This window comes from Actinokineospora xionganensis, from assembly GCF_014323725.1.
Taxonomy (GTDB): domain Bacteria; phylum Actinomycetota; class Actinomycetes; order Mycobacteriales; family Pseudonocardiaceae; genus Actinokineospora; species Actinokineospora xionganensis.
Genome location: NZ_JABVED010000019.1, coordinates 39,629 through 59,139, shown reverse-complemented (window position 1 = coordinate 59,139; position 19,511 = coordinate 39,629). Strand labels below are relative to the sequence as shown.

Genomic DNA, 19,511 nt, shown 5'->3' with positions numbered 1-19,511 from the left:
GTAAGCGATCCCGCGAAACAGGACAAACCCATGCTTCCCGGCAATCAACAGGTTCACGGGAGGACGATGTGAACGCAGGAGATACAGCTTGGGTGCTGATCAGCGCGGCTTTGGTCATGCTGATGACTCCCGGCCTCGCATTCTTCTACGGCGGTATGGTGCGCGCGAAGAGCGTGCTCAACATGCTCATGATGAGCTTCATCTCGCTCGGTGTTGTCACCGTGCTTTGGGTGCTCTATGGCTACAGTCTGACCTTCGGTAACGACCTCGGCGGCGGCCTGCTCGGCGGCTTCGACTTCGTCAACCTGAACAACATCGTCGGCACCCTGGTCGGCGTCGCGCCGACCGACGCGGCGGCGCCGTGGGTCGACGGCCACCAGATCCCGCACGTCGTCTTCGTCGTCTTCCAGCTCATGTTCGCGATCATCACCGCGGCCCTGATCTCTGGTGCGATCGCGGACCGCGCGAAGTTCTGGTCGTGGACGATCTTCATCGCCTTCTGGGTGACGATCGTGTACTTCCCGGTCGCCCACTGGGTGTTCAACTTCAACGGCGTCACCGGCACCGACTTCGTCGGCGGCTGGATCGCCAACAAGCTCGGCGCGCTCGACTTCGCCGGTGGTACGGCGGTCCACATCAACGCCGGCGCCGCGGCGCTGGCACTCGTGCTGGTGCTCGGCAAGCGCAAGGGCTGGCCGCGTGAGCCCATGCGGCCGCACAACCTGCCCTTCGTCCTGCTCGGCGCCGGTCTGCTGTGGTTCGGCTGGTACGGCTTCAACGCGGGCTCGGCGCTCGGCGCGGGCGACCTCGCCGGTGTCGCGTTCCTGACCACCACCGCCGCCACCGCGGCCGCGATTTTGGGCTGGCTGATCGTGGAGCAGATCCGCGACGGCAAGCCGACCACGCTCGGCGCCGCTTCCGGCGCCATCGCGGGCCTGGTCGCCATCACGCCGGCGTGTGGCTTCGTCAACCCGCTCGGTGCCCTCGCCATCGGCCTCGTCGCCGGTGTCCTGTGTGCACTCGCGGTGAGCCTGAAGTTCAAGCTGGGTTACGACGACTCGCTCGATGTCGTCGGCGTCCACCTCGTCGGTGGCCTCACGGGCACGATCCTGATCGGCCTGTTCGCCACCACGTCGGTGAACTCGGCGGGCAAGGAAGGCCTCTTCTACGGTGGCGGCCTGGAACTGCTGGGCAAGCAGGCGGCGGCCGCGGGCGCGGTCATGGCCTACTCGTTCGTCGCGACCCTGATCATCGCCTTCATCATCCAGAAGACGATCGGTTTCCGGGTCTCCGCCGAGGCCGAGGCCACGGGCATCGACGAGGCCGAGCACGCGGAGAGCGGCTACGAGTTCTCCAGCCTGCGCTCTGGCGGCACCACGTCCGCCAAGCACGCCGAACACACCGCCGAGAAGGTTTCCGCCACCGCCGCCGCCGGTAAGGAAGGCTGAAGGACATGAAGCTGGTTACCGCGATCATCAAGCCCTTCACCCTCGACGACGTGAAGGCGGCACTGGAACAGATCGGCGTGCTCGGCATGACGGTCTCCGAGGTCCAGGGCTACGGCAGGCAGAAGGGCCACACCGAGGTCTACCGCGGCGCGGAGTACTCGGTGGACTTCGTCCCGAAGATTCGGGTCGAGGTGCTGGCCGACGACACGACCGGCGACAAGGTCGTCGACGCGATAGTCGAGGCGGCGCGCACCGGCAAGATCGGTGACGGCAAGGTCTGGGTCACACCGGTCGAGACCGTGGTTCGGGTCCGCACCGGAGAGCGCGGGACGGACGCGATCTAGATCATGACAACGGGGGAAAGTTCCCCGACGGCGGCGGACCTGGTGCTCGCTCGTGACCGGCTTCTCGGTCAGGGTGCCAGGTCCGCCAGCCCGTCTGGGCAGTCGACTCAGTCGGGCCACCGGCTCGCACCGGACACGCTGCGCGAGGCGCTGACCGACCTGCACGAGTTCTGGCTGACGGCCGCCGCCGCCCAGGCCGGCGTCGGTGGCCGCGGCGGCGGGGTGGCGCTGCTGGCGGTCGGCGGACTGGGCAGGCGCGAGCTGGTCCCGTACTCCGATCTCGACCTCGTGCTGGTGCACGACGGCCGCAAGGCGGTCGACACCATCGCCGAACGCCTCTGGTACCCGCTGTGGAACTCCGGCGTCGGCCTCGACCACTCCGTCCGCACGGTCGGTGAGGCACTAGACGTCGCCAAGGCCGACCTGCGGACCGCGCTGGGCCTGCTCGACGCCCGCCACCTCGCGGGCGACGCCGAGGTCACCGTCCGGCTGGCCACGTCCGCCCGCGAGCAGTGGCGGACCGGCGTGCGCAACCGGCTGGGCGAGCTGATCGAGTCCGTCAAGCAGCGCTGGCGCCGCGCGGGCGAGGTCGCCCACTGGGTCGAACCGGACCTCAAATACGGCCGCGGTGGCCTGCGTGACCTGGGCATTCTCGACGCCCTCTCGCTCGCCCAGCTGATCGACAGACCGGGCCCCGACGTCGTCGCCGCCCACACCCTCCTGCTCGACACCCGAACCGAGTTGCGCCGCATCGCGGGCCGTCCGCGCGACATCCTGCAGCCTCAGGACGGCGACGAGATCGCCGCGGCACTGGGTCTGGCCGACCGGTTCGCGCTGGCCAGGGCCCTGTCCGGCGCGGGCCGCTCCGTCGCCTACGCGATGGACGTCGCGCTGCGCTCCACCGGCGCCGCCAACGGCAAGCGGGTCCTCGGCCTGCTCCGCCGCGGCCCCGACCGCCGCCCACTCGACGAGGGCGTCGTGCTGCACGGCAGCGAGGTCGCGCTCGCCCGCGACGCCGACCCCGGCAAGGACCCGGGGCTGCTGGTGCGCGTCGCCGCCGCCTCCGGCCGCACCGGCCACCCGATCGCCCCCGGCGCGCTGTCGCGCCTGAGCGACCACGCGCCCGAACCGCGCGCGCCGTGGCCCGCCGAGGTCCGCCAGGACCTGGTGTCGCTGCTGGGCGCGGGGGAGGGGCTGACCGACGTCGTCGAGGCGCTCGACCGCACCGGCCTGTGGGCCCGGCTGTTCCCCGAGTGGGGCGCCGTGCGCGACCTGCCCCCGCGCGACGCCGCGCATATCTGGACTGTCGACCGTCACCTGGTGCAGACGACGGTCAACGCGTCCCGCCTGGTCACCCGGGTTTCCCGGCCGGACCTGCTGCTCATCGGCGCGCTGCTGCACGACCTGGGCAAGGGGCGCGACCAGGACCACTCGATCGTCGGCGCCGCGCTGGCCACCCAGGTGGGCGCCCGCCTTGGACTGTCCAAACAGGACGTCGACACGCTCTCGGCGATGGTGCGCCACCACCTGCTGCTGCCGCACACCGCGACCCGCCGCGACGTCGAGGACGAGGCCACCGTGCTGCGCGTCGTCGACGTCCTCGGCGGCGACCCGGTCCTGTTGGAACTGCTGCACGCTCTCGCCGAGGCCGACTCGCTGGCCACCGGCCCCGGCGTGTGGACGGACTGGAAAGCCGCCCTCACAACGGATCTGGTCACCCGCTGCCGCGCCGCGATGGCCGGAGAGCAACTGCCCGGCCCGATCCCGCTGAGCGTCCCGCAGACCGAACTCGCCGAGGCGGTCAACGCCACCGGCAAGGCGGACTTCCTGGTCGACACGAGCGACAACGTCGCCACCATCACCCTCGCCGCGAAGAACCGTCCCGGCGTGCTGTCCCGGGCTGCCGGTGTGCTGGCCCTCAACCTCCTCGAGGTCCACGCGGCGTCGCTCGTCACCTACGCGGGCGCCGCGGTCGGCGTGTTCTCCGTGACGCCGCGCTTCGGCTCCATGCCGGACCCGGCGCTGCTGCGCGAGCAGTTCCTCCGCGCCGAAGCCGGATCCCTTCCCCTGGCGGACAAACTGGCCGCCAAGGAACGCGACTACGGCGGCCGCGCCGAGGACGCGCCCGACCCCAGGGTGCTGTGGTTCGACCACGAGGCGGGCGACGAGGACGGCGCCGCGGTCGTCCTGGAACTGCGCGCCGCCGACCGGATCGGCCTGCTGCACAGCGTCGCGTCCGCTTTGGAGCGTTGCGGGATCGACGTGCTGTGGGCCAGGGTGGCGACCATGGGCGGCTCGGCCGTCGACTCCTTCAGCTTCGTCCCCGGCAGGGCCGCGGGCTGGCGGCACGTGGTCGAGTCCGCGGTTTTGCGGGCCAGCAAATAAGTAGACCTACTCATCCCTACTCGCGGGTGATCACGCTGGGACGGGCGGCCGATCCTTGACAGTCTTCTTCTTGTCAGGTGAAGGGGCGGTCCGGGGAGGGCCCACCCACTCACCGGGCGACGTAGGGAGGAGGCCCGTCGAGGGGTCGGGCCTCGTCCCGTCGTGTTCGAGCAGGCCGTCAGGTCTGTGCCGCAGGGAGGGGCCCGCCTGGGGGTCGGGCCTGCCCTGCGGCCAAATAGGACGGTGTCGAACGGACGGCCACGATCGCCGCGGCCGTCCCCACCGCGCTGACACCCAGCACGATCCATTGCGCCAAGTCGAACGCCGCGCCGCCGCCTGCCTGCAGCGCGATTCCGAGCACGACCTGCGCGCCGCCCACGACGAAGAGCATCGCCGCCGCCGTCACGGCCGCGTTCGGGTGCCTCGTGGTGGACAAGGTCGCCAGAGCCGCCAACAGGAGGAGCCCCGCGACGCCAAAAGCGACCGGGACACCCGCTTGGTCCAGTGAGGTGAGCGCGGTGAAATCGGTCGGCGTCAGGACGGTCGGCATTCCCGGGTTCGCGCCGGAGAACGTCCGCAGCAGCGCCTTGAACAAGGAGAAGCCGCCGATCGCCAGCATCAGCGCGGCGACAGCCTGACCCGACACCCGGGTCGCGGTGCCGCGGGCGACCAAGGCCGCCACCGCGGCGGGCAGGCCGAGGACGAGCAGCGGCACGATCGTCGTGGTGACCCACACGGCCTCCCGGTCCGACCAGCCGCCCAGCAAGGCGCTCGCCCGCACGAGGTCGGCGAGCGTTCCGGCCAGCAGGTAGGCGGCGGCCGCGACCACGCCCACATGCCGGTGCCTGCGCACGAGCAGCCAGCTCACGGCGACCGCCGCCACGACCGTGACCCCGACGATGACCTTCAGGTGCGCGAACGGATCTCCCGCGTTGTCGACCAGACCCGCGAGCAGCCGCCGCCACGGCGACATCGTCTGCAGTCCGATCAGCGCGGCCACGGCCACGACCGCACCAGGCATGCCGGTTAGTCGGAGCGCCAACGCCACCGCGAAAGCGAGCAGCACCACCGCGATCGCGCCTTGCAGCCGGTGATCCGCCACCATCGAGGGCAGGGGCTGTGCGGCGAACACGACCGCTGTCAACCCCGCCACCGACAGCAGTGCGGGGACAGTGGTCGACCCACCCGGCCGCAGCCACCCCGCCAGCCGCCCGGCGAACTGCCGCGCCGCGTCGAGTGTGACGGCGCAGGCGACGGCGATCACCACCGCCAGCGGCACGGCGGCCATCGCGATCGACGCCGAGTCGACGTGGCCCGGAACCATTTGGTCGTGGACGAGCATCGGCACGGGGCTGGCGAGAGCCAGCGCGACGAGCACTCCGCCCGCCGTGTCGCGGCGGAGCATCGCGAGCGCGCCGAACAGGGCTATCAAGGCAAGGCCTGCCACGATCACGAGGACTCGCATCGCGGGCTCGGGCACCGCGTCGACGACCGACGGCCCGGTGACCGCGCCCAGCGGGGTGGCGCCGCCACCGATCGCGGCGGCGGCCGCGATCGAGCCCGCGCTGATCCCGGCCGTGCTCCACGACGACGGCGCGGGCACGGCGATGACGGCTGCCACGACCGCCAGCGCGAGCAGGCTCAGCGCGGTCGTTCCTGGGCCTGCTTCTCCTGCTGCCAGAAGCAGCACCAGCACTGTCGGGACGACGGCCGCCGCACCCACGACGCCGGCGTCCGCCCCTTTCAGAGCCAGGGCAACAAGCGCGAGGAACGCGGGCAGGAAGGTCAGTAGCACGGACACGACCAGCGAGGTCTCACCGACGACGTGGACTAAGAGCGGTCCGCTCAAGTAGGCGCCGAGCACGATCGCCCCACCGCCGATGCCGCGACACACCGCCGGGCCGACCGCGTACGCGAACCGGCCGAACGCGCGCGACCCGGCAGCGAAGACGGCGACGCCGAGCACGATGACGACGGCGAGCAGCGCGAACCGCCCGCCGGGGCCGGGAAGAGCCGTGAACAGCACGATGGTGCTGATGCCGAGTAAGAGGGCCGCGGTGACCGTCAACCGGGCCGCTAGCTTGTTGGTGCCGACTTCCGGGTCGCTCATGGTGTCCCCCCACGCGAGTTGATCAGGTTTGACAGACGCTACGGATCGGCACCTAAGGGGACCGTGACGTCAGCCGACCACGGTCGCCCACCTGCCTCGCCATTACGAGGCAGGTGACCACCGATAAAATTCCGGGGAGGCGGACGAGTTACCCTCGGTCGGGGCTGGGCTCGCACTCGGCCCGCTTGCCGACTGAGTTGACCTGATTGGCTGGAGCGCCACACTCGTGTTCGACACACTCTCCGACCGGCTCACATCCGTCCTGCAGAACTTGCGGGGCAAGGGCAGGCTCACCGACGCCGACATCGACGCGACCGCGCGCGAGATCCGCATCGCGCTGCTGGAAGCCGACGTCGCGCTGCCGGTCGTGCGCACCTTCATCGCGAAGATCAAGGAACGGGCGAAGGGCGCCGAGGTCTCCGGCGCGCTCAACCCCGCCCAGCAGGTCATCAAGATCGTCAACGAGGAACTCGTCGCCATCCTCGGCGGCGAGACCCGGCGGCTCAACCTGGCCAAGACCCCGCCAACCGTGATCATGCTCGCGGGTCTGCAGGGTGCCGGTAAGACGACCCTCGCGGGCAAGCTCGCCCGCTGGCTCAAGGGCCAAGGCCACGCGCCGATGCTGGTCGCCTGCGACCTCCAGCGCCCCAACGCCGTCACCCAGCTGCAGGTCGTCGCCGAGCGCGCCGGTGTCGCGGTCTACGCGCCCGAGCCCGGCAACGGCGTCGGCGACCCGGTCAAGGTCGCCCGCGACAGCCTCGACGAGGCCCGCCGCGCCCAGCACGACGTCGTCATCGTCGACACCGCGGGCCGCCTCGGCGTCGACGAGGAGCTGATGCGCCAGGCGTCGGACATCCGCGCCGCCGTGTCCCCCGAAGAGGTCCTCTTCGTCGTCGACGCGATGATCGGCCAGGACGCCGTCACCACCGCCGAGGCGTTCCGCGACGGCGTCGGCTTCACCGGTGTGGTCCTCACCAAGCTCGACGGCGACGCCCGGGGCGGCGCCGCGCTGTCGGTCCGCGAAGTGACCGGCATGCCGATCATGTTCGCCTCCAACGGCGAGAAGCTCGAGGACTTCGACGCTTTCCACCCCGACCGGATGGCCTCGCGCATCCTCGGCATGGGCGACGTCCTCACCCTCATCGAGCAGGCCGAGCAGCACTTCGACCAGGCGCAGGCCGAGAAGGCCGCGGCCAAGATCGGCACCGGCGAGCTGACGCTGGAGGACTTCCTCGAGCAGATGCTCGCGGTCCGCAAGATGGGCCCGATCGCCAACCTGCTCGGCATGCTTCCCGGTGCGGGCCAGATGAAGGACGCGCTGGCCCAGGTCGACGAGAAGAGCATCGACCGGCTGCAGGCGATCATCCGCGGCATGACCCCGGCCGAGCGCAACGACCCGAAGATCATCAACGCGTCCCGGCGACTGCGCATCGCCAAGGGCTCCGGCGTGCAGGTCCGCGAGGTCAACGACCTGGTGAACCGCTTCTACGACGCCAAGAAGATGATGCAGCAGATGGCGGGCCGCTTCGGCATGCCCGGCGGCCGCGCCGCCGGGAAGGGCAAAAAGGGGAAGAAGGGGAAGAAGGGCCGCGGCCCGACCCCGCCCAAGATGCGCGGCGGCATGCCCGGCTTCCCCGGCGGAATGCCCGACCTGACGCAGCTGCCGCCGAGCCCGCAGGGCGGCCTGCCGCCCGGTTTCGGCGGGCTCGACCAGATGCCGCCCGGCTTCGACCCGTCGAAGCTGAAGTTCCCCAAGACCAAGTGACGGCGCTGCACCTGCGCGGGGTGATCCTGCCCGGCGAAGACGAACAAGACATCTGGATCGTCAACGGCCGCGTCCGCACCCTGCCCGTCCCGGGTGCGGAAACGGTCTTCGACGGCGGCTTCCTGGTCCCTGGTCTGGTGGACGCGCACTGCCACGTCGGCATCGGCCCCCACGGCCCCGTCGACCTCGACACCGCCGCCGAACAGGCCGAAACCGACCGCGACGCGGGCACCCTGCTCATCCGCGACTGTGGTGCCCCGATCGACACCCGGCCCCTGCAGGAGCGCCTGGACCTGCCGCGCATCATCCGCGCGGGCAGGCACCTCTCACGCCCCAAGCGCTACATCCCCCACCTCGGCATCGACGTCGGCGACCCGGAGCAACTCCCGGCCGCCGTGGCCGAGCAGGCCGACTACGGCGACGGCTGGGTCAAACTCGTCGGCGACTGGATCGACCGCGCCGAAGGCGACCTGGCCCCTCTCTGGCCCGACGACGTGCTGGCCGAGGCGATCTCGGTCGCCCACGCCGCGGGGGCCCGGGTCACCGCCCACGTCTTCGGCGAAGACGCGCTGCCGGGCCTGATCAACGCCGGGATCGACTGCGTCGAACACGGCACCGGCCTCACCACCGACGTCATCACCGAGATGGCGAAACGCGGCACGGCGCTGGTCCCCACCCTGATCAACATCGAGAACTTCCCCGGCATCGCGGCGGGCGCGGGCAAGTACCCGAAGTACGCCCAGCACATGCTCGACTTGCACGCGCGCGCGTCCGGCATGGTCGCCGAGGCCGTCGAGGCGGGCGTCCAGGTCTACGCGGGCACCGACGCCGGTGGTGGAATCGCCCACGGCAGGCTGGTCGACGAGATCATCGCCCTGCACAAAGCGGGTATGACCACCGAACAAGCCATCGCGGCTGGCTCTTGGGGCGCAAGGTCGTGGCTGGGCTGGCCCGGCCTCACCGAAGGCGCCGCCGCGGACCTTCTCGCCTTCGACGAAGACCCCCGGAAGAACCTGGAAGTCCTGCGCTCCCCGAAGCGGATCGTGCTGCGCGGCCGGGTGGTCGGTTAACCCGCTCACCCCACCGCGGCTAGTCTCTTGGCCCACACTGGAATAGCGACATCCGGACACAGGGGAGGCGAATGTGACCCCGGTTACGGAGACGCCCGCGGAGACGCCGCAGCCGCAGGTTCGAGACCACAAATGGGGTTTCGGCGCGTTCCTGCTCGTGTTGGGCGTCTACATCCTGACCGCCGTGGTCATCGGCACGATCGCGCGGATGTACGGACTCAACAAGACTCACTCGATCGCGGTGATCCTCGTCGGGACCATGGTGCCCACCGCCCTGGCCACCCTGCTGGCCCTGTTGGTCACCAAGCTGCGGGGCTACGGCCCGAAGCTCGACCTGCGATGGTCGTACACCCGTGAGGACGTCAAGGCGGGCTTCAAGTTCGGCATGCTCGGCCTGGTTCTCACCACCATCGCGGGCACCGTGTGGACCAAGGTCGTCGGTCAGGAGGACGCGAAATCCTCCCTGGGCCTGCTCGTCGACGACCGGTTGATGCCGGTGGCCGCCGCGATCACGTTGTTCGTCTATGTGTGGCTCATCGGCCCGGTCTTCGAGGAGATCATCTACCGCGGCCTGCTGTGGGGGGCGCTTGAGCGGCTGAACATGGGCCGCTGGGTGGTGTTCGGCCTGACCACCGTGATCTTCGCGATCAGCCATCTGGAGCCGTTGCGCACCTCGCTGCTGCTGGTCGTCGCCATCCCGATCGGCCTGGCCCGGCTCTACACCGGCAGGCTCGGCGCGAGCATCGTCGCCCACCAGATCAACAACTTCGTGCCCGCACTCGCCATCCTGCTGATCACCCTCGGGGTGATGCAGCCGTGATCCTCGACCTCAACGCCGATCTCGGCGAGGGCTTCGGTGTGTGGCGCCTCGGCGACGACATGGCCCTGCTCGACATCGTCACCTCCGCCAACGTCGCCTGCGGCTTCCACGCGGGCGACGCCTCGACGATGCGCGCGGTCTGCCAGGCCGCGGCGGCCGGGGGAGTGGCTGTCGGCGCCCAGGTCTCATACCGGGACCTCGCCGGGTTCGGCAGGCGCTTCATCGACGTCGACCCCGCCCAGTTGGCCGACGAGGTGCTCTATCAGATCGGCGCGCTCGACGGCATCGCGCGCGCGTCCGGGACTTCCGTGGGCTACGTGAAACCGCACGGGGCGCTCTACAACGCCGTGGTGCACCACGACGCCCAGGCCGCCGCCGTCGCGGACGCCGTGCGCGCGTTCGGCGTGCTGCCCGTCCTCGGCCTGCCCGGCTCCCGGCTGCTCGACGCGGCGGAGTCCGTGGGGCTGCCCTGCGTCTTCGAGGCGTTCGCCGACCGCGGCTACACCCCGGAGGGCACGCTCGTGCCGCGCGGCGAGCCGGGCGCGTCGATCATCGAAACGGCCGCCGTGGTCGAGCGCGCCGTGCGCCTCGCGGTGTCCAAGGAGATCGTCGCCATGGACGGGACCGTGCTCCCGATGCCCGCCCGGTCGCTGTGCCTGCACGGCGACACACCGGGTGCCGTGCATCACGCGCGGGCCGTCCGGGCGGCGCTCGACCAGGCAGGTGTCGAGGTCGCCGCCTTCGTCGGGTGACCCAAGGCGTCAAGCCCGTCTCGCGTCTGGCACAATTACCCGCTGTCCGTCATGGCCGGACCCTCTCACCGTGCCGTGACGCCTGAACCTTCGGGCAAGGCCGACCGACCCCACTCGGAACGCCACGCTCACACATCGCAGTACCGAGAGCTTTGAGGAGCACCCCAACCCGTGGCTGTCAAGATCAAGCTGCAGCGCCTCGGAAAGATCCGTGCGCCGTACTACCGCATCATCGTCTCCGACGCGCGCACCCGTCGTGACGGCAAGGCGATCGAGACGATCGGCCGTTACAGCCCGAAGGAAGAGCCGAGCCTCATCGAGGTCGACTCCGAGCGGGCCCAGTACTGGCTGGGTGTCGGCGCGCAGCCGACCGACTCGGTGAAGAACCTGCTGGAGATCACCGGCGACTGGCAGAAGTTCAAGGGCCTGCCGGGCGCCGAGGGCACCCTGCGCGTCAAGGAGCCGAAGCCGTCGAAGCAGTCGCTGTTCGAGGCCGCGCTCAAGGCCGCGGGCGAGGAGCCCTCGACCGACGCGACCACGCCGAAGAAGAAGTCGGCGCCGAAGAAGGCCGAGCCGAAGGCTGACGCCGAGGCACCGGCCGCGGCCGCCACCGAGACCGAGGCGCCGGCCGAGTGAGTGCCCTCGCGGACGCACTCGAGCACCTCGTGCGCGGCATCGTCGACCACCCCGACGATGTCCAGGTCGAGCTGGTCACGACCCGTCGTGGCCGCACGCTCGAAGTCCATGTCAACCCGGAGGACCTGGGCAAGGTGATCGGCCGGGGCGGCCGCACCGCCACGGCTCTTCGTACCGTGATGGCCGGTGTCGGCGGTCGCGGTATCCGGGTCGACGTGGTCGACACCGATCACTGATCGGACTGTGGAGCGAATGAACGCGCTGGTACTCGTCGGCCGTGTCGCCAAGGCGCACGGAATCACCGGCGAACTGGCTATCGAGCTGCACACCGACTCACCCGAGCAGCGTTTCGCGCTCGGTGAGTCGGTGACAGCACAGTTGCGGGACGGCTCCAAGCGCACGCTCACCATCACAGCCGCCCGGCCACACGCCGGGCGGCTGCTGGTGCGTTTCGAGGAAGTCCCCGACCGCAACACCGCCGAGGACATGCGGGGAGCGCTCCTGCTCGCCGACCCCTCGACGCTGGCTCCCATCGACGACCCCGACGAGTTCTACGACTACGAGCTGGCGGGTCTGTCCGCGGTGCTCCTGGACGGGACCGAAGTCGGCAAGGTCAAGGAAATCGCCCATGGCCTCGGCGGTGAGCTGCTGGTGATCAACCGCCCCGGCGGCGAAGAGGTCCTGGTGCCGTTCGTCCGTCAGATCGTCCCGGAAGTCGACGTCAAGGGCGGTCGCGTCGTGCTCGACCCGCCTGAGGGCCTGATCGAATAAACCCGTGTCCCGGGTACCCACTGATGGGTGAATGCCTCCGCTAGTCTGGCGACCGCTTCGACCCTGGGGGTGGCGGATGTCCGACAACGTGCTCATGAGCCGACTGCCGTCGCCGACCCCTGCCGAATCCTTAGTCGAGTCCCTGCGTGACGCCGCCTTAGTCGAGGCCGTCACGGGCAGGGGCGCACTCGATCCGCGATGAGCACGCGGTCCAGGAAGCTGGTCACCACCTATCTCGCGCTGGTGCAGCGGGACGGGTTCAGCGGCAGGCTGATCGGCCCCGCCGTGGGCGGGCACAACACGGCCGAGCGCGTCGGCGCCCTGCTCGCCGCCACCGACGACTACGTCGCCGAGCCCCTGCGCCACCTCAGCTCCGCCCAGGACCTGCTGGACCGCCGGGTCGAGGAGGTCGAGGCCGCGGCCCACTCGCTCGACCTGTCGTTCGACCCGCGCCAGATCGTCACCGGCCTCTACCCGCTCGGTGATCTCAACGCCTGGACCACCCCCGCCGCCGGCGGCGATCTGATCCTGATGAGCAGCGGCGCGATGGGCCTGGTCTTCCTCACCCTGAAGATCAATATGATGTCCGCCCAGATGTTCGGCGAACCACCGATCCTGGACCGGCCGCAGACCCTCGCCGCGCTGGCCGACGTCTTCGCCGCGCACCTGCGCTACGGCGACCCTTGGCGGTCCGTGCCGCTGCCACCGCTCACCGGCCACCGCGAGGTGATGCTGGACCTGCTGGTCAACGCCTCCATGCGGTTCGCGATCGGCCACGAGTACGGCCACATCGTGGCCAAGCACTCCCAGGCCGGCCGCACGACGCTCACGTCGGTGGACTCCAAGGTCGACGTCCACACCCGGTCCGTGGAGGACGAGTTCGAGGCCGACCGCATCGGCGCCCAGCTGGTCCTCACCGAGCAGTGGCTCGCCGCCGCCGCCGAACAGGACCCGCTGTTCGTCCGCAGGCACGGCCTCGCCGCCGCGGCCGCCGCCACCGGCCCGCTGTACTTCCTGCTGCTCGACCTGGTGCTGCACGAACTCGACGGTGAACTCAAGGTTGTCGGCTACCCGCCCGCGGCAAGCGGGCACCCGCCGTCCGGCCAACGCTGGGACGCTCTGTGGCCGGTCATAGAGCAGGAATACGCGCGTGCCCCGATGCCGGTGCCGCCGCTGGACCTGCCCGGCGGGCTCATGCGCTGGTTCGAGCACCTGTTCCTGGACCTGGTCCCGGCCATCGCGCAGCGCTTGGACGCCCGCGGCTAGCCTTCACCGGTGCGGATCGACATTGTCACGATCTTTCCCGAGTACCTCGACCCCCTGCGCGGCGCGCTGCTGGGCCGGGCCATCGAGCGCGGGCTGCTCAACCTCGACGTCCACGACCTGCGTCGCTGGACCTATGACGTGCACAAGGGCGTCGACGACAGCCCGTACGGCGGTGGTCCCGGCATGGTGATGAAGCCCCAGGTGTGGGGTGAGGCGCTCGACGAGGTGTGCGCGGGGGAGCCGCCCCGACTGGTCGTGCCGACCCCGGCGGGCAGGCCGTTCACCCAGGCCATGGCCCACGAGTACGCCACCGAGTCGCGATTGGTGTTCGCCTGCGGCCGCTACGAGGGCATCGACCAGCGGGTCATCGACGACGCCTCGACCCGGATGCGCGTCGATGAGGTCTCCATCGGCGACTACGTGCTGGTCGGCGGCGAGGTCGCGGTCATGGTCATGGTCGAGGCGGTGGCCCGGCTGCTGCCCGGTGTCCTGGGCAACCCGCTCTCGGCCGAGCAGGACTCGTTCTCCGACGGGCTGCTGGAAGGCCCCAGCTACACCCGCCCCGAGGTGTGGCGCGACCGCGCGGTGCCCGAGGTGCTGCGGTCGGGCAACCACAAGGCGATCGACCGCTGGCGCCGTGACCAGGCGATCGAGCGCACGTTCGCGCGCCGCCCCGACCTGCTCGCCGCCCTGCCCCCCGAGTCGCTGGACAAGCACGACCGAGCCCTGCTCGAACGGCTGCGGAAGGCCCCGCCAGGGGGCGATTTCCGGTCCGAGGATCCCGTCTGACATACTTCCTGAGTTGTCGCGTCCGGGTCTTCCCGAGCGCGCACCTCAAGCCCACTCCCAGGCTGGACACATAGGCGGCTTGCCGCCTGCGGCCGGGAGCGACGAACGAACATCTCCGAATTGACGAGGACGGACTACCGATGAACACCCTGGATGCCCTGGACGCCAAGTCGCTGCGTTCCGACATCCCGGACTTCCGCCCGGGTGACACGCTGAAGGTCCACGTCCGCGTCATCGAGGGCACTCGTACTCGTGTCCAGGTGTTCCAGGGCGTCGTCATCCGTCGCCAGGGTGGCGGGATCCGCGAGACCTTCACTGTCCGCAAGGTGTCGTTCGGTGTCGGCGTGGAGCGCACCTTCCCGGTGCACACTCCCAACATCGCCGAGATCGAGGTCGCCAAGCGCGGCGACGTCCGGCGCGCCAAGCTGTACTACCTCCGTGAGCTGCGCGGCAAGGCCGCGAAGATCAAGGAGAAGCGCGAGCCTCAGACCGCTTCCTGACGCGGTCAGCACACCGGCTGACGTACGCTGGCGTGCGTGGTCGACCGTTCCTCCCGCCGTGTGCCGCTGCCTGCTGAAGGCGCGGCACACGTCGGGCATTTCCAGGAGGAGACGGCGGACCAGCGCCATGGCCAGACCAACGGGACTTCGGTGAGCGCCAAGCGGGTCAACGGCACCAAGGTCAACGGCACCGCGGTTCCCGAGGTCGCCTACACCGAGCCCATCAGGCGAGCTGCCGAAACGCCGCCGTCGGGCCCGCAATCGGTGAGTCCCGAGTTCTGGTTCGGCACGCCGCTGCCGGAGGAAGCCCTCCCGCCGCTGCCGGAAGAGCCGCCGAAGCCGCCGGTCCCCAGTGTTTCCACCCGGGTGACCGAGCAGATCTCCCGCGGCCCCGCGGCGCCTCCGCCGGATCCCGGTGCGCACGTCACCGAGCGCATCTCGCGTCTCCCCATCGACGGGCCGACCGAGCTCATCCCCAAGGTCGAACCGCACAGCCCCGCGCCGACGCTTCCGCCCAAGCCCGTGGTCCCGCCGAAGGCCGAGCCCGCCGCCAAGCCGTCGACGCCGGCCAAGTCAGAGGCCCCGGCGAAGCCCGAGGCGGAGGCCGAGGAGACCGACGAGGAGCGCAGGCGCAGGCAGGGCAAGCACCGCAGGCCGCCGCGCAAGCAGCCGCTCTGGCGCGAGTTGCTCGTCCTCGCGGGAGTGGCGCTGGTCCTCACGTTCGCGATCCAGCACTTCATCGGTCGGGTGTATTCCATCCCGTCCGGCTCGATGGAGAAGACGTTGCACGGCTGCCCGGGCTGCACCGGCGACCGGGTGTTCGTCGACAAGATCGTCTACGACTTCCGCGATCCCAGCCCGGGCGACGTGGTCGTCTTCCAGGGGCCGAACACCTGGACCGAGAACGACATCCGGGACAAGCGCTCGGACAACCCGCTGGTCCGCGGGCTGCAATACATGGGTTCGCTGATCGGTGTCGCCCCGCCGGACGAGCGCGACTTCGTCAAGCGGGTCATCGCTGTCGGCGGCCAGACCGTCGAGTGCTGCGACGAGCAGAACCGCGTGCTGGTCGACGGCAAGCCCCTCGACGAGCCATATATCTACTGGGAGCACGGCACACCCAGCGAGCGCAATCAGTTCGCTCGCGTTACGGTGCCCGAGGGCACCCTGTGGGTCATGGGTGACAACCGCGACAACTCCTCCGACTCCCGATTCCAGGGTGGCGGCGGCATCCGCGGCGTCGTCCCGCTCGGCAAGGTCATCGGCAAGGCCCGCTACATCGTGCTGCCGCCCTCGCGCTGGCGCGGTGTGGGCGACCACAACCCGCAAGGGGACGTCGATCTGGCCGCGGCAGCGTGGCAGCAGGGGATCCCGGCCGGTCTCGGCGTGGCCGCCGCGTGGCCGGTGCTGTGGATCGGCCGCCGCGCGAAGATCGCTCTCACATCACGGAAGGCTGATTAGTGTCGGACGCACACGGTGCCGTGCCAGGGGATGGACGCGGCGCCGAGAATCTCGCTGTCGACGATCCGGGCATTCGGGAGCCGGACATGCACGAATCGCACCAGTCGGAATCGGACGAGCCGGACTCGGGCACGAAGGCGGGCAAGCCGAAGCGGAAGCACTCCTTCTTCGTCGAGTTGCTGATGCTCGCCGCGGTGGCCCTGGTGCTCACCTTCCTCATCCAGACTTTCGTCGCGCGGGTGTTCGTCATCCCGTCGGAGTCGATGGAGCGCACCCTGCACGGGTGCGCGGGCTGCACGGGCGACCGCGTGCTGGTCGACAAGGTCGTCTACTACTTCAACGACCCGAAGCCGGGCGATGTGGTGGTCTTCCAGCGTCCGTCGACGTGGGACCAGCACGGCGGCGCCAAGCGGTCCGACAACGCGCTCGTCGCGTGGATCCAGGACATCGGCTCGCAGTTCGGCATGGTCGAGTCCAGCGACGAGGACGTCGTGAAGCGGATCATCGCCGTGGCGGGCCAGACCATCGAGTGCTGCGACGACGAGAACCGCGTCATGGTCAACGGCAACTCCCTGAGCGAGCCGTACCGCTACATGCCCGGGCCGGAAGCCCAGCAGGACGTGTTCCCGAAGATCACCGTTCCGCCGGGCATGGTGTTCGTGATGGGCGACAACCGCAACAACTCCCGCGACTCGCGCGCGCAGGGCGGCGGCGGCGCGAACGGGTTCGTCCCGGTCGACAACATCATCGGCAAGGCCCGCGCGATCATCCTGCCGCCGTCGCGGTGGCAGGGCATCGGCGACCACAACCCGCAGGCGCTCTCCGCCCCCGCGTGGCAGACCGGCATCCCGGCGGGTCTCGGCATCGCGGCGGCGTGGCCGACGCTGTGGCTGGGGCGCAGGGTGCGGGGCATGCTCACCGCCGGTGGTCGCTCGGCTCCCCGGTAGGCTTGATCGGTGTCCGACCAACCCCTCGACGAGGATGAGCCGAAACCGCGCAAGAGCAAGAAGAGGCGGCCCTTCTGGCAGGAACTGCCGATCCTCATCGCGGTCGCGCTGGTTCTGACGTTTCTGATCCAAACGTTCCTGGCGCGGGTCTTCGTGATCCCGTCGGCGTCGATGGAGCAGACGCTGCACGGCTGCCCGGGCTGCTACGGCGACCGGGTCCTGGTCGACAAGCTCGTCTACACCTTCGGTGAGCCGGAGGTCGGCGAAGTCGTCGTGTTCAAGCGGCCCGCCACCTGGAACCGCCCCGAGTTCACCTCCTCGCGGTCGGACAAGGTGGTGGTGAGCTGGCTGGAGAGCATCGGCGGGCTGTTCGGGCTCGCGGCGCCCGACGAGGACGACGTCGTCAAGCGGATCGCCGCGGTCGGCGGTCAGACGATCAAGTGCTGCGACGAGCAGAACCGGGTACTCGTCGACGGGAAGCCGCTCGACGAGCCGTACATCTTCTGGGACACCTCCATCGGCGATCCCAAGCAGGCGCAGTTCGGTCCGATCACGGTTCCGCGGGGCATGCTGTTCGTGATGGGCGACAACCGCAACAACTCGGGCGACTCGCGCAGCCAGGGCGGCGGCGGCGGAAACGGACTGGTGCCGGTGGACAACGTGATCGGCAAGGTGCGGGCGATCATCCTGCCGCCTTCGCGGTGGCAGGGTGTCGGCGACCACAACTCGCAGGCACTGTCCGCGCCGGCGTGGCAGACCGGCATCCCCGCGGGCCTCGGCATCGCGGCGGCGTGGCCGACGCTGTGGCTGGGTCGGCGCGTGCGCACCCTGGTGAGGCCCCGGTGACCGCCTTCCTGCGCCCACCCCGCGCCGTGGTCCGCCGCGACGCGGGCAACTGGAGCCTGCAGGCCGCGTTGCACCGCCGAGGCCTCGGGCCGGTGGCGGGCGTCGACGAGGCGGGCCGCGGCGCGTGCGCGGGCCCGCTGGTCATCGCCTCCTGCGTCCTGCGCCCCGGCGACGCCGAGCGGCTCGACGGGCTCACCGACTCCAAGCTGATGACGGCGGCGGCGCGCGACCGGATGTTCGACCTGGTCAAGAAGCGTGCCGTCGACTACGCGGTGGTCGTCGTGCCGACCGCCGAGGTCGACCGGATGGGCGTCCACGTCGCCAACATCGAAGGCATGCGGCGCGCGGTCGCCCGGCTCGGCACCCACCCCGGGTACGTGCTGGTCGACGGCTTCCGCGTGCCGGGCCTGACGGCCCCGAGCGTGCCCGTCCTCAAGGGCGACCAGGCCGCGGCGTGCGTCGCGGCCGCGTCGGTCTTGGCGAAAGTCACCCGGGACCGCATCATGGAGGACTTGCACGACCAGTTGCCGCAGTATCGATTCGATGTTCACAAGGGCTACTGCACCGGTATCCACACCGCCGCGTTGGATGAGCACGGACCAAGCCACGAGCACCGCTGGTCCTTCGCCAACGTAGCCGCGGCGGGCTTGGCCCACGGCCTGCGCGCGCCACACCGGGTGGCGCTGAGTGTGGCCGCGGCGGCCGTGGTTCAGAATGGTGGACCACCGCAGTGAGCGGGACATCACGACCAGGAGGGGCGCGCGGCACATGAGCGCGGAGGATCTCGAGAAGTACGAGACCGAGATGGAGCTGTCGCTCTACCGGGAGTACCGCGACATCGTCGGACAGTTCGCCTACGTGGTGGAAACCGAGCGACGTTTCTACCTGGCCAACGGCGTCGACGTCCAGGTACGCGACGCCGACGGCGAGGTCTATTTCGAAGTACGCATGTCCGACGCCTGGGTGTGGGACATGTACCGGCCCGCGAGGTTCGTGAAGAACGTCCGGGTGATCACCTTCAAGGACGTCAACGTCGAGGAACTCGACAAGCCGGACCTGCGACTGCCCGAAGACGGCCCGTTCGGCACCTAGCACAAGCGAGCGACAAAGAAGTGACCCGGAGATCGACTTCTCCGGGTCTGTCCACACGAATCCACAGGTCACCACCGGGCACTCCCGCCGGGCCCTGAGGTGCGACACCGTCGAGATCGACACCACTCGATCCCGACTGGAGCACCATGCCCGCCCATCTCGACCTAGGCACCCAAGGCGAAGACCTCGCGGCCAGGTACCTGGAGAGCACCGGCCTGGTCCTGCTGGACCGCAACTGGCGCTGCCGCCAGGGCGAACTGGACCTGATCCTCACCGACCGCACCCGGCTCGTGGTCTGTGAGGTCAAGACCCGAACCTCCACCGTGTACGGCACCCCCACCGAGTCGGTGACGGACGCCAAAGCCGCCCGGATCCGCCGTCTCGCCACCCGCTGGCGCGTCGACCACGGCCTCCTGCCGTGCGAAACGCGCTTCGACATCGTGTCGGTCCTGTGGGCGCCGGGCGGGACACCGGAGATCCGCCACCTCAAGGCAGCCTTCTGATGCGCG

Annotated in this window: 20 protein-coding genes; 19 read left to right on the top strand and 1 reads right to left on the bottom strand. The window is 70.1% G+C overall.

Annotated elements, in window-relative coordinates:
• The first annotated feature begins 116 nt into the window (after positions 1–116).
• Genes GPZ80_RS26570 through GPZ80_RS26560 form a run of 3 tightly spaced genes read left to right on the top strand, consistent with a single transcriptional unit; the run spans position 117 to position 4,177 of the window.
• A complete protein-coding gene (locus tag GPZ80_RS26570; RefSeq protein ID WP_222719910.1) occupies positions 117–1,448 on the top strand; it encodes an ammonium transporter in 1,332 nt (443 codons plus the stop codon).
• Between the two features lie 5 nt (positions 1,449–1,453).
• The gene (locus GPZ80_RS26565) at positions 1,454–1,792 is read left to right on the top strand and encodes a P-II family nitrogen regulator (RefSeq protein ID WP_133794075.1); all 339 of its coding nucleotides are present in this window, start codon (positions 1,454–1,456) and stop codon (positions 1,790–1,792) included.
• A 3-nt stretch (positions 1,793–1,795) separates the two neighbouring features.
• Complete coding sequence (locus tag GPZ80_RS26560; RefSeq protein ID WP_187223816.1) at positions 1,796–4,177, top strand: [protein-PII] uridylyltransferase; 2,382 nt, start codon at positions 1,796–1,798, stop codon at positions 4,175–4,177.
• Between the two features lie 178 nt (positions 4,178–4,355).
• Here the strand turns inward: GPZ80_RS26560 and GPZ80_RS26555 are convergent, their stop codons facing one another.
• Positions 4,356–6,287: a hypothetical protein gene (locus GPZ80_RS26555; RefSeq protein ID WP_187223815.1), complete on the bottom strand. Its 1,932-nt coding sequence runs from the start codon at positions 6,285–6,287 to the stop codon at positions 4,356–4,358.
• A gap of 226 nt (positions 6,288–6,513) precedes the next feature.
• Between GPZ80_RS26555 and ffh the strand changes: the two genes are divergently transcribed.
• The 16 genes from ffh to GPZ80_RS26475 all read left to right on the top strand — a co-directional run bounded on the left by ffh (position 6,514) and on the right by GPZ80_RS26475 (position 19,505).
• The gene (ffh, locus tag GPZ80_RS26550) at positions 6,514–8,052 is read left to right on the top strand and encodes a signal recognition particle protein (protein ID WP_187223814.1); all 1,539 of its coding nucleotides are present in this window, start codon (positions 6,514–6,516) and stop codon (positions 8,050–8,052) included.
• Positions 8,049–9,122: an amidohydrolase family protein gene (locus GPZ80_RS26545; protein ID WP_187223813.1), complete on the top strand. Its 1,074-nt coding sequence runs from the start codon at positions 8,049–8,051 to the stop codon at positions 9,120–9,122. The genes ffh and GPZ80_RS26545 overlap by 4 nt, the downstream gene beginning before the upstream one ends.
• 73 nt (positions 9,123–9,195) lie before the next feature.
• Entirely contained in the window at positions 9,196–9,942 is a 747-nt protein-coding gene (locus GPZ80_RS26540; RefSeq protein ID WP_312880591.1) for a CPBP family intramembrane glutamic endopeptidase, read from the top strand.
• Positions 9,939–10,694, top strand: a complete 756-nt coding sequence (locus GPZ80_RS26535; protein ID WP_312880590.1) for a LamB/YcsF family protein — start codon at positions 9,939–9,941, stop codon at positions 10,692–10,694. The genes GPZ80_RS26540 and GPZ80_RS26535 overlap by 4 nt, the downstream gene beginning before the upstream one ends.
• A gap of 171 nt (positions 10,695–10,865) precedes the next feature.
• Positions 10,866–11,330 (top strand): 30S ribosomal protein S16, encoded by a 465-nt coding sequence (gene rpsP / locus GPZ80_RS26530; protein ID WP_091370942.1) that lies wholly within the window; start codon positions 10,866–10,868, stop codon positions 11,328–11,330.
• A complete protein-coding gene (locus GPZ80_RS26525) occupies positions 11,327–11,566 on the top strand; it encodes an RNA-binding protein (RefSeq protein WP_054050002.1) in 240 nt (79 codons plus the stop codon). Before rpsP ends, GPZ80_RS26525 begins: the two co-directional genes overlap by 4 nt.
• Positions 11,567–11,582: 16 nt before the next feature.
• Positions 11,583–12,101 carry a ribosome maturation factor RimM gene (gene rimM, locus GPZ80_RS26520; protein ID WP_187223812.1) on the top strand — a complete coding sequence of 173 codons (519 nt, stop codon included), beginning with the start codon at positions 11,583–11,585 and terminating at the stop codon, positions 12,099–12,101.
• Between the two features lie 198 nt (positions 12,102–12,299).
• Complete coding sequence (locus GPZ80_RS26515; RefSeq protein WP_187223811.1) at positions 12,300–13,367, top strand: M48 family metalloprotease; 1,068 nt, start codon at positions 12,300–12,302, stop codon at positions 13,365–13,367.
• A gap of 9 nt (positions 13,368–13,376) precedes the next feature.
• Positions 13,377–14,156, top strand: a complete 780-nt coding sequence (gene trmD / locus GPZ80_RS26510; protein WP_187223810.1) for a tRNA (guanosine(37)-N1)-methyltransferase TrmD — start codon at positions 13,377–13,379, stop codon at positions 14,154–14,156.
• 140 nt (positions 14,157–14,296) lie between these two features.
• The gene (gene rplS / locus GPZ80_RS26505; RefSeq protein ID WP_091370949.1) at positions 14,297–14,656 is read left to right on the top strand and encodes a 50S ribosomal protein L19; all 360 of its coding nucleotides are present in this window, start codon (positions 14,297–14,299) and stop codon (positions 14,654–14,656) included.
• 522 nt (positions 14,657–15,178) lie between these two features.
• Positions 15,179–16,117: a signal peptidase I gene (gene lepB / locus GPZ80_RS26500; RefSeq protein ID WP_187223857.1), complete on the top strand. Its 939-nt coding sequence runs from the start codon at positions 15,179–15,181 to the stop codon at positions 16,115–16,117.
• 86 nt (positions 16,118–16,203) lie between these two features.
• The gene (lepB, locus tag GPZ80_RS26495; RefSeq protein ID WP_187223809.1) at positions 16,204–17,064 is read left to right on the top strand and encodes a signal peptidase I; all 861 of its coding nucleotides are present in this window, start codon (positions 16,204–16,206) and stop codon (positions 17,062–17,064) included.
• A 9-nt stretch (positions 17,065–17,073) separates the two neighbouring features.
• A complete protein-coding gene (lepB, locus tag GPZ80_RS26490) occupies positions 17,074–17,910 on the top strand; it encodes a signal peptidase I (RefSeq protein ID WP_187223808.1) in 837 nt (278 codons plus the stop codon).
• A complete protein-coding gene (locus GPZ80_RS26485; protein WP_187223807.1) occupies positions 17,907–18,644 on the top strand; it encodes a ribonuclease HII in 738 nt (245 codons plus the stop codon). Before lepB (GPZ80_RS26490) ends, GPZ80_RS26485 begins: the two co-directional genes overlap by 4 nt.
• A gap of 34 nt (positions 18,645–18,678) precedes the next feature.
• On the top strand, positions 18,679–19,002 hold the full coding sequence (locus tag GPZ80_RS26480) for a DUF2469 domain-containing protein (RefSeq protein ID WP_091371416.1): 324 nt from the start codon (positions 18,679–18,681) through the stop codon (positions 19,000–19,002).
• A 146-nt stretch (positions 19,003–19,148) separates the two neighbouring features.
• Positions 19,149–19,505, top strand: a complete 357-nt coding sequence (locus GPZ80_RS26475; RefSeq protein WP_187223806.1) for a YraN family protein — start codon at positions 19,149–19,151, stop codon at positions 19,503–19,505.
• The last annotated feature ends 6 nt before the right edge of the window (positions 19,506–19,511 follow it).

Coding starts and splice junctions, on each gene's coding strand:
- GPZ80_RS26570 (WP_222719910.1), top strand. CDS start 117: ATGCTGATGACTCCCGGCCTCGCATTCTTCTACGGCGGTATGGTGCGC.
- GPZ80_RS26565 (WP_133794075.1), top strand. CDS start 1,454: ATGAAGCTGGTTACCGCGATCATCAAGCCCTTCACCCTCGACGACGTG.
- GPZ80_RS26560 (WP_187223816.1), top strand. CDS start 1,796: ATGACAACGGGGGAAAGTTCCCCGACGGCGGCGGACCTGGTGCTCGCT.
- GPZ80_RS26555 (WP_187223815.1), bottom strand. CDS start 6,287: ATGAGCGACCCGGAAGTCGGCACCAACAAGCTAGCGGCCCGGTTGACG.
- rimM (WP_187223812.1), top strand. CDS start 11,583: ATGAACGCGCTGGTACTCGTCGGCCGTGTCGCCAAGGCGCACGGAATC.
- GPZ80_RS26515 (WP_187223811.1), top strand. CDS start 12,300: ATGAGCACGCGGTCCAGGAAGCTGGTCACCACCTATCTCGCGCTGGTG.
- rplS (WP_091370949.1), top strand. CDS start 14,297: ATGAACACCCTGGATGCCCTGGACGCCAAGTCGCTGCGTTCCGACATC.
- lepB (WP_187223809.1), top strand. CDS start 16,204: ATGCACGAATCGCACCAGTCGGAATCGGACGAGCCGGACTCGGGCACG.
- GPZ80_RS26480 (WP_091371416.1), top strand. CDS start 18,679: ATGAGCGCGGAGGATCTCGAGAAGTACGAGACCGAGATGGAGCTGTCG.
- GPZ80_RS26475 (WP_187223806.1), top strand. CDS start 19,149: ATGCCCGCCCATCTCGACCTAGGCACCCAAGGCGAAGACCTCGCGGCC.